The sequence below is a fragment of the Solitalea koreensis genome, assembly GCF_900182575.1.
Taxonomy (GTDB): domain Bacteria; phylum Bacteroidota; class Bacteroidia; order Sphingobacteriales; family Sphingobacteriaceae; genus Solitalea; species Solitalea koreensis.
In genome coordinates this window covers 267,976-285,661 of sequence record NZ_FXSZ01000004.1, presented here as the reverse complement: position 1 = coordinate 285,661, position 17,686 = coordinate 267,976, and the positions used below count along the sequence as shown (strand labels likewise).

The window sequence follows — 17,686 nt, the reverse complement described above, 5'->3', positions numbered from 1 at the left end:
TTTTATTTAATTACTTTGTTCCTTTAATGACATTATATTTTTCTGAACCGGGTGATAAAATAAAACCTCTCGTATTCTTTCAGAAAAAAACCAAAACAAAATGTTAGTTAAAAAAAGTGTAAAAGATGCAGCTATTGCCACCCCAATTATTCCGTATAATTTAAAACCTATATTTACCCCAATAAACATGCAAATACACCCTATAAAACTCCTTTTCATCGTATAAACTCCATCATTAATTGTCGTGTTTATTTGCCCTAACACCATTCCAATTGAATTAGAAACTATAGAAAATCCTAAAATTAAACCCACAATAAATAAATCATCTAAATTTCTCTTAAAAAAAATGGAACTAACATGAGTAAATATCCCTGCAAATATTATATATAACACTAAACTCAACAAAGTAAATGTTAATAAAGATTTAACTGATTTCTCCTTAAATATTGCCTTTGATTGTGTTTTAGCCATTGTAATTGTAAATGCTAATCTCTCTCCCAATAGGGTCATTGGAATTAAAAACAAACTAGAAATTGAGACGATTAACATATATTTGCTTAGAGTTGATTTATCAATAAAATTAATTAACACAAATTGATCAATCCTTAAAATAAAAACTGACAAAATACCATTTAAATACAATCCTGTTGAAAATCTAATCATTTTTAACAATCTTTTAAAAGAGGATTTAATTAAGCTAAATTGAAAGATTCCTTTTAAGTATGTTAAATTAACCCAAAAGACAAGAACTATTGATTCAAAAAACTCTATTAATATTTTTAAACAAATAGATTTAAAAACAATTATAGTTAGACATTTTACAATAAAAAACAGACTATAAACTGTAATTAGTTCCCAGTTTTTACGTCCTTCAAAATTGAAGATGTGCGGAATAATATCTATAAAGAAAACTGAGCTTATTAAAGTAGGTAGAAGACCTAGAGCAATAGTTCCAATGTCACTAATTGCATAACCTGCATAATGCAAATAAACATTAAATACCAATATTGACAATGTTCCTATTAGACCTCTAAATAATACTGTTCCACCAATTAAAGTTTTAAAGTATTCCAAATTTGAATTACCCAAACGAATAAAAATTGAACCTACAGGTAAAGAAATTGCAAATAATAAAAAGGATTGAAACAATGTAATTTGCTGCAGAATCAAAAAATCTTTTGGAAAAAGAAAATTTGCTCCTAAATACAAATTCAAAATTGTATACAGCATTTTAATGCCCCTTTCGATTACAACATTACTTATTTTCAGTTTATGAAGTATACTTTTAAACATCTGATCGGAAACTTGAATACCTCAAACAAAATAAAAAGAGGCATGGTAAATATTAGTTTAGGATATTCTATTATTAAATAAGCACAGGCTTTCAAATATGAAATTGACATTTTAACTAATGACTTTGTAAGCCCTGATTCCCCTATAGCTTTTTTAAATCCATAAGAAACGTCAAAGTCTAAAAAACCAACTTTAAGTCCATTCGCCAGAGCCTCAATAGACATTTTAAAATCATCACACCGTCTAAATCTTTCATCAAAAAAAATAAGGGATTCTCTCTTCGCTAATAAAGTAACTGGAGAAAGATTCTTTTTCAAAATATCGAAATAAGAAACTTCTTTATGGCCTATTAATTCCTGATTGATTTTACCCTGATTAATTTGACTTTTTGATTCTGAATAATGGCTATACAAAAGATCATATTCTCCAATGCGCTTCAGTTGTATTTCTAATTTTTCCTCAATCCAGCAGTCATCAGCATCCAAAAATGCGACATATAAACAACGCGCTTCCCTTATACCAGTATTACGGGCAGCAGATGCTCCCAAATTATTTTTGTGATATAAAAGCTTAATTTCAAACGAATAAAGGCTTTTTTTTTCCTCTATAAATTTCAGCGAACAGGCCTCATCACTACAGTCATCCACAATGATAACCTCTTTAGGTAAAAAAGACTGCTCATTTATTGAACTTAGTGCTCTTTCGATACAGTGATTGGCATTATAATAAGGTATTATAACTGAAACGTCTATTTGTTTTTTATCCATCTCAAATAATCCAAGGCATAAGCCAAGTAGATAAAAACCTGGCTGTTATAATTTTTAATACGAACATTATGATTTTCCGCTAGTATTTTACTACTATTACTAACTCCCCCCAAATAAAAATTCACTAAACTCTTTTTTAATACTGCTCCTTTATTCGTCAATCTAAAAAGCCTTAATACAAAATCGTAATCAGCAGCTATTCTAAACTGTGTATCAAATCCACCTAACTTTAAAAACAAATTTCTTTTAACAAGGAAACCCGGATGAGGAATGGGCATTCTCCACAAGTGTTTCAGCAAACTCAAATTTTCAGGAATCCACTCACGCACATTTTGATTAGAGATCATTTTTACTCCAACCCCTAAAAAATCAAAATCAGAATTTTCAAGCACTCTATCGCACTCTTCAAAATAATTACATTTAAGTTCATCGTCAGAGTTTAGGAATAATACATAATCCCCCTTTGATAGATTAACACCTTTATTCATTGCATCATAAATGCCGTTATCCTTTTCTGATAGATAAGTAACATCTTCGTATTTCTTTACTATGTCCAAAGTTTTATCTGAAGATAACCCATCAATAACAATATGCTCAATATTCTGGCCTTTCTGACATTGTACACTTCGAATACATCTCTCAATAGTTTCTTCCGAATTCAAACAAACTGTGATAATCGAGTATTTAACCATAAATTAAGAAAACTTCGCTATAAAATATTTCAGGCCGCTTTTAATTTTTCTTTTAATTCTATGCGCCAAACCAAAATCCATATCTCTTTTTACCCAAATTGGATAATTTTCAAGTTGACTCCAATCTCCTTCAACATAATATTCACTTGAAAACAGTTCTTTCACTCCATTTATTTTACATAAAATCGAATAAATACTTTGATCATGCCGATGATCAATAAAGCCATCCAGATTTGGAATTTTTGAAGGAGAGTCATCTATAAATCCAAAATTCTCAGAAAAAGTTGCAATCCATCTCTTTATAAACTCAACAGTGAATTTTTCCTTTCGGATAAATATTATTCCTGCTTCATATTGAACAGTATGAGTAAATCTTCTATCATTCAAAACATTAAAATATTGCAATAGATCTGCCTTGTTATATTTGTATTCATAATTAGCATAAAAACTTTCACCAGAACAAAGCTCATGTTCATGTTTAGTTCTAAAACTTAAAATTCCTGAATTACTATTTTTAGCTATATCAAAATATTGCAATAATCGGTCTCTCCCATTTTTATTAAGATGACATCCAGAATCGGAATATTGTAAAATATCCCCCTCATCCATTTTCTCAAGCGTTTGTAAAATAACTTGAGGTTTCCAACACCAATAACCAAACCCTCTACAGCCTGGCTTCAATTTATCAGAGAACTTATTCTGGAATAAGGTATCTAAGAAAGTTTCATCGTATATAAATATTTTATCGTACGCGTTCATTTCAACCGCTTGATCCTTAATTCTTTTCAGGCTTTTCTGTAATCTAGAATCTCCAAACGAGCAAAAAACTTTTTTATAATTACTCATAATAATTGTTCTCAGAAATATTAACCTTATTCAAAGAATTCTTATTCCAATCTTCTATAGAGTTTTCTCTCAAAACTCTATAAACTTCGGCGGCATTATTTCTTTTTCTCTCCCATTTATATACAAATGACATCATATGATATGTGATATATGCAAAACCCAGCATAATTCCATCCCATCCTAAAACAAATGATCTACGATAAAAGAAAACTTTTAAAGTTTCTAGGATAACTGAAATAAATGGCTTTCTCAATTCGTCACTTTCAAATCCTCTGGACTCTCCTCTTAAATATCTTAAATGACGTTCCATCATTATATCAACCGTTTCATGGGTCAAATGATGCATACAATAAACGTCATGCCCTTTCATGGTATAAGTTGTACCCTTAAATTTTAAAGCATGATGTACATCATGCTTATCAAGATAAAGTGCTGATTTTCTAAAAACCATTGGACAGACATTTGAATGCCAAGGGGAGTATTTTGATTGCAGTCCTAAAACATATCTTCTAAATGGAATTTCAATAATATCGTAGTTGAATGAATCATTATTAATTAAAGTCTGAATACTTAAAGCTAATTCAGGATGCATAATATCGCTAGCTGTAAAACGAATGATCCATTCTCCACTACATTGATCAAACAGAAAGTTCCATTCATTAGCATCATAAGTTTCAGAGTTATTCATGAAAAAGATTTTCACTTTTTCTCCATACCTACGAGCAATTTCAACGGTTCTATCAGTACTGTACTTGTCCAGTAGTATTATTTCATCGCACCATTGTAAAGAAGTTAGCGCCGAATCAATTCGTTTTTCTTCATTGTAAACGGGAAGGAATGCTGAGATTCGCATATGTTGTTTATTTGACAATAATTTAAAAAACAATTTATCCTTTTAAATAACTGTCAATCACATCAGCCATATAATCATAATGAGATTCATTTAGGCCAGGCCAAACTCCCAACCAAAATGATTGATTCATAATGATATCAGTATTGGTTAAATCACCAACAATGCGATGTTGAATATTTGCATAAGCGGGTTGGCGCAACAAATTCCCTCCGAATAATAATCGGGTTCCAATTTTCTTTTCTTCCAAATGCTGTACTAGCATATGACGATCGGCTGCATCACCTTCACGTAGGGTTAACAAGAAACCAAACCAAGAAGGATCGGCATTAGGAGTAGGCTCAGGTAAAATGAATACATCTTCAAATTGTTTCATTCTTTCATATAAGGCCTTGTAATTTTCACGACGTTTAGCAACAAATGAATCCAACTTTTTAAACTGGGAAACTCCTAGTGCAGCCTGCATATCAGTTACTTTCAAATTAAAACCAATATGCGAATAGGTATATTTATGATCGTAACCATAAGGCAATGAACCTAATTGCTGCCCAAAGCGGCATCCACAGGTATTATCTTTACCTGGCTCACAATAGCAATCACGGCCCCAATCGCGGAAACTTTCAGCGATTTTAGCTAATTCAGGATTATTAACTACAACAGCTCCTCCCTCTCCCATCGTAATATGATGAGCAGGATAAAAAGAAAAAGTTGACAAGTCACCAAAAGTGCCTGTTTTCTTACCGTTATAAGTTGCTCCCAATGAGTCACAATCATCTTCTACCACCCATAAATTATATTTTTTAGCCACTCGCATCACTTCATCCAAATTAAAAGGATTACCAAGAGTATGAGCAATCATAATGGCTTTCGTTTTAGGAGAAATAGCAAGTTCAATCATTTCTGCTTTGATATTATGCGTAGCAATATCAACATCAACGAACACAGGAACAGCTCCAAACTGAATCATTGGATTGATGGTGGTTGGAAAGCCTGCCGCAACCGTAATCACCTCATCTCCCGGTTTAATTGCTCTGTTTCCAAGCTTTGGAGAAGTCAGTGTATAAAAAGCAACTAGGTTTGCAGATGATCCAGAGTTTACCAATAACGATTTGCAAGCTCCAAAATACGATGCAAATTCTTTTTCAAATTGATTAGAAAAACGACCAGCGGTTAACCATCCATCCAAAACCGATTCTACCCCTAACAATAAATCTTCTTCATCAAGTACTTTTCCTGTTACAGGAATATAGTTTTCACCCGGAACAATTATTTGGGTAGTTTTCTTTTTTGCAATTTCTCTAATACTATCTTGCAATGAATCGACATTACAGTTTTTCACTAATTCCATGCTTTAGAAGATATATATCTTTATCAATTATTTTACATTAGTTTTATTTTAACCTAAAGTTTTATGACTATTAGGTTCCTTCCATTTCAATTGGTTTTGCAAACGGTTCCATTTCTGTTAATGGTTTACCAAATGCGATTTTAGGATAGGTGTTAGTATGAGTATCAATCATAACCTGTAACAATAATGGTTTATCACTATTGTCATTATCCCATAACCATTTTACCGCTTGGTCAATTTCTTCTGTAGTAGAAATCGTTTTTGTTCCTAAGCCATAAGCTTTGGCAACTTTTTCAAAATCAGGTGCATCATATCCCCAATATGTAGATTGATATCTTGAATCAAAATAACTATCCTGAAATTGCCGTATCATTCCCAAACTCTTATTGTTCATCACTATCATCTTAATAGGCAATTTATTTCGAACAATCGTTTGTAGTTCTTGAATATTAATTTGCATACACCCATCTCCAATAATGACTACAACGGGAGCTTTCTCCTTGGCTATACTTGCACCTATGCTAGCAGGTAGTGCAAATCCCATAGCCCCCATTCCGCCTGAAGTTAAAAAGAGTTGCCCTTTCCTTAGCCTTAAAGACTGTGCAGCCCACATTTGGTGACTTCCTACATCAGCTAAATAAGAAAATGCCTTTTCACTAACTTCAGAAAGTTGACTCATAAATACATTAGGATTAATACCTATAGGTGTTAATTCTTTTGTATCAGGCCATTGATTTCTTAAATCATTTATATATTCAAGCCAAGACAAAGGCTTCTCAAATTCTAATTTGCTACTAAGCACTGCAAATTGATTGAAGAAGGTTTTTAAATCCGTCAGAAAAGGAACACACCCCTTAACCCTATTATTAATTTCCCCCTCCTCACAATCTATATGATAGATTTTCCTATTCTCAATAAATTTTGTATCGGCTCCTGTTTGACGAATATCTAATCGACTGCCCAAAACTATTAAAAGGTCACTTTCTCCGAAAGCAATATTAGCCCATCGGTTACCATAACTACCTATAAATCCAACCCGTAATTCATGTTCATATTCAATCGCATCAACCGCAAGTAAAGTACTTATAACAGGTATTTGAGTTTGTTCAATAAATTGATCAAATAATTCCTGGCATTTAGCTGCTTTAACACCTCGACCAACAAGTACTAAAGGCTTTTTTGCCTTTTGAATATCAGCAAGTAAATTATTTAGGTCTCGTTCCGATAAGTCCTGACAAACAACATCTTGTATAGTTTCAGGAACCGGTTCAATCTGAGCTCTTTGAACATCCATAGGAATATCTATAAGTACCGGACCTGGCCTTCCTTCGCTTGCGATTCGAAATGCCTTTTCAAAAATATCAGGAATTTCATCCGGATTATTAATTTGAAAACAAGCTTTTGTAATCGGTTTGGCCATAGATATTATATCCGTTTCCTGAAAACCTAATTGTCTTATTGCTCTTTCGCCCTTCAGTTCATGACGATTTACTTGCCCTGTGATAAAAATTGCAGGAGAGGAATCAAAATAACAACTTCCAATACCTGTAAGTAAATTAGTTGCACCAGGACCACTAGTAGCTAAAGCCACGCCAGGCAAACCTGTTACTCGTCCATAAGCATCAGCGGCAAAAGCAGCAGCTTGCTCATGATGCATCGTGACAATATTTATTTGAGTACGCTGACTAATAGAATCTAAAAGATGCGTAATCATCCCCCCCGATAACTCAAAAACACTCTTTATTTCTTTTTTCTCTAAGAAATCAGCTATAAAATCTGATGCTTTCATCCAGGTCTTTATTTATTAGAAATATAATATTCAATTGTACTATTCAAAGCTTGGTCGAAATCAGTAAGCTGAATTTCTCCCAATTGGTTAATTAGTTTTGAACTATCTCCTTCAATGTGCATTGATTGATTCTCCCTATAAGATAATGCCCCAAAGTTTAATTTAAAAGTTGGTGCTATTTTGTCTCTAATCTTCTCTATTAATACCTTTAAGGTAATTGCTTGATTTGAAGAAACATTATAAATTCCAGAATCAATTGGTTGCGAAATCATTCTATTTGTTATTTCACCTAAATCCTTAACATAGAGGTAAGCATACTTTTGCAATCCGGGAGTAAAATCCATTTCATTGGATTCCTGCATTCTCTGAATTAAAGCAGGAATCAACCAATTCCTACACTCTTTCTCACCAAAAAACGAGAACAACCTTAACCAAACCCAATTAATATTGTGCTGTATGCAAAAAGTTTTAAAAATTTCTAAAGAAGCAAGCTTTACACTGCCATAAGTAGTAGTAGGGTTTGCATTAAAGCTCTCATTTACTTTTCCGTCAATACAACCATACTCAGCTTGAGAACCTAGATTAACAAATTTTCTAATTTTTAATTCTTTAGCTATTTCCAGCAAATCTGTTAAGAAGTCAATGTTTTTTATTTGAGTTTTTATATTATCTCTTTCATGTGCCTCTACCCCAATCCAAGCACTGTGAATAAAAACTTCTGGATTATATCTAATAACCACTTTCTTCCATTGACCTTCTTCATCTAAATTGATCCATTTAATCTTGTCATTTATCTCCTCACAACGCCAGCAGTCTGAATTTTCTCGTTTTAAAGCAATAACCTCATAATTGCTCTTAACCAATGAGTCAGCAATATGAGATCCTATGAATCCGGTAGCCCCTGTGATGAGAACTCTAAGCATTTATATATTCTTTAATCTGAGTCTCGGTAAATCTACCGATTTCTGATTTAGTAGAATTATATTGTCTATACCAATCAATAGTGAATTCAACTGCTTGAACAGCATTCATTTTAGGCTGCCATAATAATTCAACACTAGCTTTATTAATGTCTAACTTTAGAAGACCTGCCTCATGAGGTTGATTCGCATTCTGTTTGACTTCATAATTTCCACAGCCCCAAGCTTTAATAGCTAAATTAACCATGTCAACAACCGGCAAAGCGTCAGTAGCAGAAGGCCCAAAATTATACGCCTGTGCGTACTTAATTGGATCGTTATCTAAGTAAGTTCCCAACAACAGATAACCAATTATTGGTTCCAATACATGTTGCCATGGACGAACAGCATTAGGATTACGTATCTCTATTGTTTCATTTTTAATTAATGAACGAACAATATCGGGTATCAAACGATCTTTTGCCCAATCACCTCCACCAATTACATTGCCTGCGCGGGTAACTGCGATTGCTTTTTTGTGTTCATTATATTTAGATAAATTAAAAAACGAATTTCTGTAAGAATCAATGACCAGTTCCGCACATGCTTTACTAGCACTGTATGGATCGTATCCTCCTAGCCTATCATTTTCTCTGTAAGGGTATAACCATTCATTATTATGATAAACCTTATCTGTAGTAATTAGAACAACATTACAGGGTTTATTCAATAAACGTACACCATCTAATAAGTTTGCGGTGCCAATAGCGTTTACCTCAAAAGTCTCAGCAGGAATCTCGTATGATAATCGAACTAATGGCTGAGCTGCAAGATGAAAAACAAAATCAGGCTGAAAATCAAGAACTGTCTTTTTTAACAATTCTTTATCCCGCAAATCAGCAATTGTAGATGTGCATAATTTATCACCATCTATAAGATTATAAAGATCAAAATCGTTCTTCGGAGTCAAAGAATAGCCTTGAACTTCGGCTCCTAACATGGATAATGTTTTTAACATCCAAGCTCCTTTAAAACCAGTATGCCCGGTTAAAAGAACCTTTTTGCCCTTATATGTTTCTTCTAAAGCTTTAAACATACTATTTACCAAATTTTCCAAGGAGCCTTATTCGCCACCCAACTTTCTTCCAATTCAATTTTATCACGAAGTGTGTCCATCGGTTTCCAAAAACCATCATGTTGATAGGCTACCATTTGTCCGTCGGAAGCAAGTTTTTCCATTGGAGCACGTTCAAAAATGGTCGAATCACCTTCTATATAATCAAAAACTTCTGGCTGACAAACGAAGAAACCTCCATTGATCCAAGAACCGTCGCCTTTGGGTTTCTCCAGGAAAGAATGAACGGTATTATCTCCATTAATATTCAAAGAGCCAAATCGACCTGAAGGCTGTACGGATGTTACAGTACAATGTTTACCACTCTTCTTATGAAAATCAACCAATCCCTTTATATCCACATTAGCTACGCCATCGCCATAGGTAAGCATGAATGGCTCATTGCCGATATGATGTTGAATACGTTTTACACGGCCACCGGTCATTGATTCATTACCGGTATCTACCAAGGTAATATTCCAAGGTTCAGCCTGAGAATCATGTACTTTTACAGAGTTGCTTTTCAAATCAATAGATACATCAGACTTATGAAGAAAATAATTAGCAAAATACTCCTTAATCACATAGCCCTTATAACCCAAACAAATAACAAAATCATTAAACCCATGAGCTGAATAGATCTTCATGATGTGCCAAAGAATAGGCATGCCACCAATTTCCACCATAGGTTTGGGTTTCAATACTGTCTCTTCCGATAAACGAGTACCTAATCCTCCAGCAAGTAAAACTACTTTCATATATAGAAATATTATTATCTAATTAATCTGTATTTGTATATTATCAGTTAATGGGTGTGAGCAGCAAAGCAAGCACTCATCAGTCATTAATTCAGATGGGACTTTCTCTAAGCCTAACATTCTTACATCTCCGCTTATAATTTTCCCTTTACATTCCAAGCAAGTCCCAATTTGACAACTGTAAGGTAAATCGAATCCTGAGTCTAAAGCGGCATCTAAAAACGATTTTCCCTTCTCTACTCTTAACATTGAATTCGTTCCATTAAAATCAATCGAAATTTCCCGATCTTCTACCCCTTCGAATTCCTTGGGATCAATCGTTTTCTCAAAGTTTTCAAAATAAATTTGATTTTCCGGAAAGCTCAAAGAGATAAGTTCATTCACAACAGTCTCCTTTATTCCTTTTGGACCGCAGATATAGTGAAGTGTATTAATGGGATCACTAATTTCTTCTATTATCTTATGAACCATTTGCTTATTAAGCCTTCCCGTCTGAAAGATATTATGATCCTCCCTTTTAGGTTTAGAATAGATATAATATACTTTTAGTCGGTCTGGATTTTGCTCAACTATCGCATCAAGCATTTTCTTAAAGATTACCGAATCATGATCCCGATTGCAATAAACCAGACTTATGTGACCAATTGAATTGATTAGAGAAGCTTTCAGTATTGACAATAGTGGCGTTACACCACTGCCTGCACCCCATAATACCAGATTTGCTGAACTCTGATTCTCACTCAGGACAAAATCACCTATTGGCTCTAAAACTTCCATCATCTGTCCTTCTGCAATAGTATCATTCAAGAAATTAGATACCACCCCTCCTGCAACACGTTTTACAGTAACATCAACAGTCGAATCAATTCCCGGGGCAGATGAAATAGAATAGGGGCGTTTATACTTACGTCCATTAACATTTACACAAATGGTAAGATATTGACCGGGTTTATACTTAACTTTTTTCAAGCCGGGTTGCTTGAAACGAATAGTAATCGTATCGCCCGTTTCATTAACAACTTCCTGAACTTTTAAAGTATACTTTTGCATAGCACTCTTTACTATTTAATCTTCCTCCAGTATCCCCGAAAACACTTTTCTACCCAATAAGCCAATTATGGTTAAAAAGCCCGCTAATATTCCTCCCAGCATCAACCCCTTCATCTTCCCAAACTTCTCCTTCCCCAAGGGCAAAATCGGTTCATCAATCACCTGAATTAATGGCGTATCGCGCATTAAAGCCATTTTGGAGATCTCTAAGTTTTTCACCACCTCAGCATAAGCAGAACTCAACATTTGCACATCGATAGTCTTACGTTGAGAAGGAATGGTAGCCGTCTGGCGGGCAGGGTTTAAATTCAATGTCTGATCAACTGCTGCGGCTCTACCGTACATGGCACGGTTCATTTCATTGCGTAAAGAATCGGCTTTATTTTGTAAAATGGCTACGTTCTTCGCAGAACGGCCGGTTTTGGTTTTGGTATAAAAACCGGTTACGGTTGCAACTAAACCCTCCGTTAAAGATTTTGAAAATAATTCATTCTCTGATTTACAGGTTACTGCAAGAATGCTTAATTTCTTATCAGTCTTATCAACAGAGATGGTACTTTTTTTAAGGTTTTCAGTAATGGTATTCAAAACGCTATCCTGAGCCCGTGTAAACTTGTCACGGCTAGCATTAATTGGAAAATTTATATTGGACAACTCCGGTTTCTTTGCCCAATTTTCACGCAACCCATTGATATCGATATAATATTCTGCAAGTGTTTGTTTTTTTCCATTAATGTCAACTTCGCTCAATAGAGTGCGTTCTATCATCGAACGCGACTTCATCAGCTCGATTAAATTATCACCCGCGAATATACCGCCTCCGCCTCCGCCCAAATCAATACCAAACTGTGAAGCCAAACCTGCATAAGCACCTAACCCTCCTCCTTTTTCTTCTTCCAAGGCAAAAGTTAATCGGGCCGTGTATTGAGGCTTTTGAAACAAGGCATAGGTAAAACCAATTGCGCCACCGAGAAGTCCGGCTGCAACAATAATCACCCATTTGGATAGCAAATATTGCCACCACTCTACCAGCTTTTCAATGACTTCTTTCAATGAAATTTCATCGTCAGCCAGCACCGACTTGGTTTCTACTTTTTTCCCTTCAACAGAAGGAACGGTGTATTCAACAAGGTCGTTATTACTGTTATTCCCGTTCATCAAATTTCGTCGTGTAATCTATTTTAATATTTTTAAATCCCTGGCGATGAACATAAGTTTTTACGCAGCGCCAAATTCGTTAGAAATTTTATTCTTAACCTCATTATTTTTTCCACAACGAATCGTAAATTGTATCCTCTGTTTCGTCAACAACTTCCTGAATCTTTAGCGGATACTCATATTCACCTTACTTGAATACTTTTACAAATATTGATGCTGATAATATTCTTGATACGCACCGCTAGTGATATTTTCCAACCACTCTTCATTTTCCAAGAACCAGTCAACCGTTCTTTCCAAACCCTCTTCAAACTGAAGCGAAGGTTTCCAACCGAGTTCATTTTGCAATTTGGTGGAATCGATGGCATAACGTAAGTCATGACCAGCGCGGTCTTTTACAAAAGTGATCAGTTTAGCTGATTCGCCTTCTTCCCGACCTAGTTTGCCATCCATGATTTTGCACAGCAAACGGATTACATCAATGTTTGTCCATTCGTTATGTCCGCCTACATTGTAAGTGCTGCTATTTTTTGCTGAATGGAAAATCACATCAATCGCTCGTGCATGATCTTCTACAAACAACCAATCCCTTATATTTTCACCTTTACCATAAATTGGAAGCGGTTTATTGTTCTTAATATTATTGATACAAAGTGGAATCAATTTCTCAGGAAAATGAAATGGGCCATAATTGTTTGAGCAGTTAGAAATCACAATAGGCAAACCATAGGTATCGCCATAAGCTCTTACAAAATGATCAGAACTTGCTTTTGATGCGGAATAAGGACTATGTGGATCATAAGCGGTTTCTTCGGTAAACATACCAGTTTCATTTAAGGTTCCGTACACCTCATCGGTTGAAACATGGTAGAAACGTTTATCGGTCATCTCTTTGCCCAGTTCAGGCTTCCACAAATTCTTGGCAGCATTCAGCAAATTCACGGTACCTATCACATTCGTCATCACGAAATCCAAAGGGTTTGTAATGGAACGATCCACATGTGATTCGGCCGCTAAATGAATAACTGCATCAAACTGTTCCGTTTGAAACAAGTCATTTATGAAAACTGCATCTACTATATCCCCCTTTACAAACTTATAATTTGCTTTCTGCTCGATATCTTTCAAATTTGCTAAGTTGCCCGCGTAAGTCAACTTATCCAAATTAACTATGGTATAGTCAGGGTACTTGTTTACGAACAAACGTACCACATGTGAACCTATAAACCCGGCACCTCCGGTAATTAATATCTTTTTCATTATGTTTATTACCCTTTTTTAAAGGGATATATTCTATACTGATAACTCTAAATCAAGAATTCCTAATTCGGTCACTTTCTCTTCATTTCTTTTGCTTGCCCAAAAGAAACGAAGCAAAGAAAAGGGCACAAAATCCGAAAGCTTCTCCACACAAACCAATCCATGGCCCGCCGGATTTTGATTCCCAACGCTCAATGATGGGGCAAGTATTAATTTTTGATTTCACCTTCTACTAAAAGGCTTAAACATTCTTTCAAACTTTCTCTCCAATAAGGTATTTCCAGTCCAAATTCTTTCCTTATTTTTTGCTTATCCATTACACTAAAATGCGGACGTTTGGCTGGTGTAGGATAATTTTCAGTGCGCAATGGCTTTACTTTAGGAGAAAGATTACCGAGTTCAAATATAGCTTTTGCAAAATCAAACCAGGACGCTACCCCTTCATTACTATAGTGATAGATTCCGTATTCAGAATTTTCCTTTTCGATCATCACAAGAATAGCATTTGCTAAATCTCGTGCATAAGTTGGCGTTCCTACCTGATCAAAAATCACCCCTAATTCCGATCGTTCAGCCCCCAGACGCAACATGGTTTTCACAAAATTACCTCCGAACGAGGAATATAACCAAGCGGTTCGAAGCACGAATGTTTTTGGGTTCAAAGCTAACACCAATTGCTCAGCATCTGCTTTAGTTTGACCGTAAATACTTAGTGGAGTAACTGGAATATCTTCTGTATAAGGTACTGAAGCATTGCCATCGAACACAAAATCGGTTGACACTTGCAGCATAACAGCATTATGAATAGCACAAGCTTTTGCCAAATTTTCAGGACCAATTACGTTAATTGCGTAAGCCAATTCTTGATCCGTTTCAGCTTTATCAACCGCCGTATACGCGGCACAATTGATACAAGCATTTATAGCATTCGTTTCAAAAAACCGATTAACATGTTCAGCATTGCAAATATCTAGTTCAGCAACATCGGTAAAAATGAAGTTATGGGTACTGGTTTGATCCAGTAATCTTAATTCATTGCCTAATTGTCCGTTTGCGCCGGTTACTAATATATTCATTTGGTTAATGGTTAATTAAACTCCTTTTTGCTTCAGTTGCACTAAATACTGTTGCAAACAATCAGCATGGGCCGGTAAGTGCACTAATACAGACTCATACAACTCTTCTTTATACACATGACTAAGTGCATTCCTATCCTCTATGGTTTTCAATAAGCATTGGCTTAAATTTTCATCGATAAAGTTATACGAAAACATTGCCCTTATCACTTGTTTCGGCGAAGATTGCATTTCTCCTGCATTCCATTCTAACAGCACCTTCCCCAGTTTCCATGCAAGCTCAGTCGTGTACTCAAACTTCTGAATACAACCGTTTTGAAATAAATCAAGTTCTTCGACACTAAATTTATTTTTATCCATTTCTAAGGCATTTGAAAAACTTTTCAATGCTTTTTCAAAATCTGTTAGTAAAGCTGTATATCGTTCGGACAGTTCCATATCTGAATATTTTTCAAGGCCTCTTGCTTAAATGCTTTATCAACCCTATAAAAATCAACAAGGCTAATAAAAACAGGCACATTACTGTCTTCCAATTTTTGCTCGAGATCAGCCTTTAAAAAAGAATCCATCTCTTGTTTTCCCAATACTCCTATATCAATATCAGATCGTCGATGATGTGATCCGCGAGCTCTGCTGCCATAAAGAAAAACAGCATATTCCTCTATCCCTTTCTGGTCCAGCAGAATTTGCTTTACTTCTTCTATATAGGCTAATTGATGATCCAGGTTTTCAGTTTCCATGCACAATCTCTTGCTTTAGCGAAATTTCGTCCTCTGCGCTAGTGATAGTAGTTGTTGGCAGGTTGGTTTCCTTCATAAAAGATAAATGGCTTGGCTACTCTAAATAAAAATGATTATTCCAGAATGCGAGTGCAAATCTGCGAATAATTCATGCCATAACAAAACAGAATTAAATAGAAGGCAGTTTAATTTATAGTCTCTTTAATTAGAATTACTTATCAAGTAGATTATTGCAGAATTGCATCTAAAACTGACCTCTATTTATAACTATCAGTTAAGATTTCTGCCAATTTCCAGTCGTTTAGCGTGTCTAAATCAATGGATGTGCGTTCATCCATTTCGTACTTTTTAATTTTGGTAAACTGATGCAGTGGCATTTGTACTAATGAAGAAACATTTATCACATAGATAGCCCCATTGTAGGCATAAACAGAGGGACAATCTTGCCGGCGGGTATAAGCACCTTCTTTTGATTTATGTAGAAAACCGTTTTGATCTTCTTCAAATAGATTGTAATAAGGATTGTTTTTACTTTCAGTTACCGATACAACCATATCTAAATCGAAACTAAACATGCTTAATGCTTCCTTCACTTGTTGACTGGTTCGAAAAGGCGAAGTTGGCTGCAATAAAACTAAGATTTTATAATTCTTACCTTGCTCTTTGTAGAAATTAATAGCGTGTAATAAAACTTCATACGTACCACTTTGATCGGTCGCTAATGCTGTAGGGCGCATAAAAGGGACGTGCATATTATAGTCTTCTACAGCACTTTTAATCCCTTCATCGTCTGTACTTACACAAATATGTTCATCTGTAGAAAGTTCCCTGGCTACATCAATGGCATAATAAATCAATGGCTTGCCTGCTAAAGGTTTGATGTTTTTACCAGGAATACCTTTTGAACCTCCGCGGGCAGGAATTAAAAATAAGGTCTCGGAGCGGACTTCTTCGGATAACTGTTGATTAGGTTTCATTTCAGCAGAGATTACAGCTTAAGGTGTTTGATATCCTCCTGGGCTTTTAAAAAATCCTCATGGCGGCCAATGTCCAACCAATAATTCAGCACCGGATAATGGGCTACTTTCTTCCCCTGGCTAATCATCTCTTCCATTAAATCAGTCGCATTGTATAATTGGCTTTCAGGAACCATTTCTTGAAGTGATTTATTCATCAAATAAATACCTCCATTAGAATAATAGGTATAAGTAGGCTTCTCTTTAAATGAAAGTATAGTATTATCACTGGTTTCAAGAACCGCATAAGGAATTTTAACCTGGTAAGGAATGCTTGCTATACAGAGATCAGCACCTGACTCGAGGTAAAACTTGTAGAAATCTTCGTAATCAATATTGGTTAATATATCAGAATTCATCACCAGTACATGCTCATTTTTGAATTCTTGTATTAATCCTAATGCACCTAATGTTCCTAAAGGCTGTTCTTCATGGATATATTTTATTTGAAGCTCTTTGGAAGAACCGTCTCCAAAAAAACGCTCGATCTGCTCACCACGATACTTTACACTGATATAGATTTCCTGAATACCGAAACTCGCCAGTCGATCAACATTGTGCTCAATAATGGGTTTGGCCCCTACCTTCAACATCGGTTTAGGAGTAAGGTCAGTAAGGGGCCTAAGACGCTCTCCACGCCCCCCAGCCATTATAAGCGCCGAAACAGGAATAACAGAATGCTGTTTTTTCAGATCCAGCAATCTGACGATATGCTTCGACTTATTTATAATCGGGATTAGATGTATATCCTTAGCTCTAAACTCTGCTATTTTGCCCAAATCAAGCATGTCTTCTTCCAGAAATTTGAATCCCGGATTCATGAACACCATAACCTGATTTGAAATTTCTTTATCGTTGAGTAAACCCCGACGAATATCACCGTCGGTTACAGAACCAACAATTTTCTCATCTTCATCCAATACAAAAAGAGTACGTTCATCTAATGAAGGTAGATTATCGAGCTGACGCAAAGCATCACGAGCTGAAGATGTATGAGCTATAATATGTTTTTGAATGTCTTTCAAGAAAA

The 17,686-nt window shown here is 35.2% G+C and carries 19 protein-coding genes; all 19 read right to left on the bottom strand.

Features of this window, described 5'->3' with window-relative positions:
• Positions 1–6: 6 nt before the first annotated feature.
• The 19 genes from FN756_RS08545 to FN756_RS08460 all read right to left on the bottom strand — a co-directional run bounded on the left by FN756_RS08545 (position 7) and on the right by FN756_RS08460 (position 17,681).
• Entirely contained in the window at positions 7–1,230 is a 1,224-nt protein-coding gene (locus FN756_RS08545; protein ID WP_142603291.1) for an MATE family efflux transporter, read from the bottom strand.
• Positions 1,231–1,265: 35 nt separating this feature from the next.
• On the bottom strand, positions 1,266–2,060 hold the full coding sequence (locus tag FN756_RS08540) for a glycosyltransferase family 2 protein (protein WP_142603290.1): 795 nt from the start codon (positions 2,058–2,060) through the stop codon (positions 1,266–1,268).
• Positions 2,042–2,752 (bottom strand): glycosyltransferase family 2 protein, encoded by a 711-nt coding sequence (locus FN756_RS08535; RefSeq protein ID WP_142603288.1) that lies wholly within the window; start codon positions 2,750–2,752, stop codon positions 2,042–2,044. Before FN756_RS08535 ends, FN756_RS08540 begins: the two co-directional genes overlap by 19 nt.
• A gap of 3 nt (positions 2,753–2,755) precedes the next feature.
• Positions 2,756–3,598, bottom strand: a complete 843-nt coding sequence (locus FN756_RS08530; protein ID WP_142603286.1) for a hypothetical protein — start codon at positions 3,596–3,598, stop codon at positions 2,756–2,758.
• The gene (locus FN756_RS08525; protein ID WP_142603284.1) at positions 3,591–4,469 is read right to left on the bottom strand and encodes a glycosyltransferase; all 879 of its coding nucleotides are present in this window, start codon (positions 4,467–4,469) and stop codon (positions 3,591–3,593) included. Before FN756_RS08525 ends, FN756_RS08530 begins: the two co-directional genes overlap by 8 nt.
• 16 nt (positions 4,470–4,485) lie before the next feature.
• On the bottom strand, positions 4,486–5,796 hold the full coding sequence (gene rfbH / locus FN756_RS08520) for a lipopolysaccharide biosynthesis protein RfbH (protein ID WP_142603282.1): 1,311 nt from the start codon (positions 5,794–5,796) through the stop codon (positions 4,486–4,488).
• A gap of 70 nt (positions 5,797–5,866) precedes the next feature.
• Positions 5,867–7,585: a thiamine pyrophosphate-binding protein gene (locus FN756_RS08515; protein ID WP_142603280.1), complete on the bottom strand. Its 1,719-nt coding sequence runs from the start codon at positions 7,583–7,585 to the stop codon at positions 5,867–5,869.
• Positions 7,586–7,593: 8 nt separating this feature from the next.
• Complete coding sequence (locus FN756_RS08510) at positions 7,594–8,508, bottom strand: NAD-dependent epimerase/dehydratase family protein (RefSeq protein WP_142603279.1); 915 nt, start codon at positions 8,506–8,508, stop codon at positions 7,594–7,596.
• A complete protein-coding gene (rfbG, locus tag FN756_RS08505; RefSeq protein WP_142603277.1) occupies positions 8,501–9,580 on the bottom strand; it encodes a CDP-glucose 4,6-dehydratase in 1,080 nt (359 codons plus the stop codon). Before rfbG ends, FN756_RS08510 begins: the two co-directional genes overlap by 8 nt.
• A 5-nt stretch (positions 9,581–9,585) precedes the next feature.
• Entirely contained in the window at positions 9,586–10,356 is a 771-nt protein-coding gene (gene rfbF, locus FN756_RS08500) for a glucose-1-phosphate cytidylyltransferase (protein ID WP_142603275.1), read from the bottom strand.
• 18 nt (positions 10,357–10,374) lie between these two features.
• On the bottom strand, positions 10,375–11,406 hold the full coding sequence (locus tag FN756_RS08495) for a ferredoxin--NADP reductase (RefSeq protein ID WP_142603273.1): 1,032 nt from the start codon (positions 11,404–11,406) through the stop codon (positions 10,375–10,377).
• A 15-nt stretch (positions 11,407–11,421) separates the two neighbouring features.
• Positions 11,422–12,564: a Wzz/FepE/Etk N-terminal domain-containing protein gene (locus tag FN756_RS08490; RefSeq protein WP_142603271.1), complete on the bottom strand. Its 1,143-nt coding sequence runs from the start codon at positions 12,562–12,564 to the stop codon at positions 11,422–11,424.
• A gap of 201 nt (positions 12,565–12,765) precedes the next feature.
• The gene (gene rfbB, locus FN756_RS08485) at positions 12,766–13,824 is read right to left on the bottom strand and encodes a dTDP-glucose 4,6-dehydratase (protein ID WP_142603269.1); all 1,059 of its coding nucleotides are present in this window, start codon (positions 13,822–13,824) and stop codon (positions 12,766–12,768) included.
• 33 nt (positions 13,825–13,857) lie between these two features.
• Entirely contained in the window at positions 13,858–14,019 is a 162-nt protein-coding gene (locus tag FN756_RS14470) for a hypothetical protein (protein ID WP_185955232.1), read from the bottom strand.
• A 14-nt stretch (positions 14,020–14,033) separates the two neighbouring features.
• Positions 14,034–14,900 (bottom strand): dTDP-4-dehydrorhamnose reductase, encoded by an 867-nt coding sequence (gene rfbD, locus FN756_RS08480; protein WP_142603267.1) that lies wholly within the window; start codon positions 14,898–14,900, stop codon positions 14,034–14,036.
• A 15-nt stretch (positions 14,901–14,915) separates the two neighbouring features.
• Positions 14,916–15,338, bottom strand: coding sequence for an HI0074 family nucleotidyltransferase substrate-binding subunit (locus tag FN756_RS08475; protein ID WP_142603265.1), 423 nt, complete (start codon positions 15,336–15,338; stop codon positions 14,916–14,918).
• Positions 15,305–15,640 carry a nucleotidyltransferase family protein gene (locus FN756_RS08470; protein WP_142603263.1) on the bottom strand — a complete coding sequence of 112 codons (336 nt, stop codon included), beginning with the start codon at positions 15,638–15,640 and terminating at the stop codon, positions 15,305–15,307. The genes FN756_RS08475 and FN756_RS08470 overlap by 34 nt, the downstream gene beginning before the upstream one ends.
• Positions 15,641–15,897: 257 nt before the next feature.
• A complete protein-coding gene (locus tag FN756_RS08465; RefSeq protein WP_142603261.1) occupies positions 15,898–16,617 on the bottom strand; it encodes an acylneuraminate cytidylyltransferase family protein in 720 nt (239 codons plus the stop codon).
• Positions 16,618–16,628: 11 nt separating this feature from the next.
• Positions 16,629–17,681, bottom strand: coding sequence for a nucleotidyltransferase family protein (locus FN756_RS08460; protein ID WP_142603259.1), 1,053 nt, complete (start codon positions 17,679–17,681; stop codon positions 16,629–16,631).
• Between the last annotated feature and the right edge of the window lie 5 nt (positions 17,682–17,686).

Coding starts and splice junctions, on each gene's coding strand:
- FN756_RS08530 (WP_142603286.1), bottom strand. CDS start 3,598: ATGAGTAATTATAAAAAAGTTTTTTGCTCGTTTGGAGATTCTAGATTA.
- FN756_RS08465 (WP_142603261.1), bottom strand. CDS start 16,617: ATGAAACCTAATCAACAGTTATCCGAAGAAGTCCGCTCCGAGACCTTA.
- FN756_RS08475 (WP_142603265.1), bottom strand. CDS start 15,338: ATGGAACTGTCCGAACGATATACAGCTTTACTAACAGATTTTGAAAAA.
- rfbD (WP_142603267.1), bottom strand. CDS start 14,900: ATGAATATATTAGTAACCGGCGCAAACGGACAATTAGGCAATGAATTA.
- FN756_RS08490 (WP_142603271.1), bottom strand. CDS start 12,564: ATGAACGGGAATAACAGTAATAACGACCTTGTTGAATACACCGTTCCT.
- FN756_RS08515 (WP_142603280.1), bottom strand. CDS start 7,585: ATGAAAGCATCAGATTTTATAGCTGATTTCTTAGAGAAAAAAGAAATA.
- rfbF (WP_142603275.1), bottom strand. CDS start 10,356: ATGAAAGTAGTTTTACTTGCTGGAGGATTAGGTACTCGTTTATCGGAA.
- FN756_RS08545 (WP_142603291.1), bottom strand. CDS start 1,230: ATGCTGTATACAATTTTGAATTTGTATTTAGGAGCAAATTTTCTTTTT.
- FN756_RS08540 (WP_142603290.1), bottom strand. CDS start 2,060: ATGGATAAAAAACAAATAGACGTTTCAGTTATAATACCTTATTATAAT.
- rfbH (WP_142603282.1), bottom strand. CDS start 5,796: ATGGAATTAGTGAAAAACTGTAATGTCGATTCATTGCAAGATAGTATT.
- FN756_RS08495 (WP_142603273.1), bottom strand. CDS start 11,406: ATGCAAAAGTATACTTTAAAAGTTCAGGAAGTTGTTAATGAAACGGGC.
- rfbG (WP_142603277.1), bottom strand. CDS start 9,580: ATGTTTAAAGCTTTAGAAGAAACATATAAGGGCAAAAAGGTTCTTTTA.
- FN756_RS08535 (WP_142603288.1), bottom strand. CDS start 2,752: ATGGTTAAATACTCGATTATCACAGTTTGTTTGAATTCGGAAGAAACT.
- FN756_RS08510 (WP_142603279.1), bottom strand. CDS start 8,508: ATGCTTAGAGTTCTCATCACAGGGGCTACCGGATTCATAGGATCTCAT.
- rfbB (WP_142603269.1), bottom strand. CDS start 13,824: ATGAAAAAGATATTAATTACCGGAGGTGCCGGGTTTATAGGTTCACAT.
- FN756_RS08470 (WP_142603263.1), bottom strand. CDS start 15,640: ATGGAAACTGAAAACCTGGATCATCAATTAGCCTATATAGAAGAAGTA.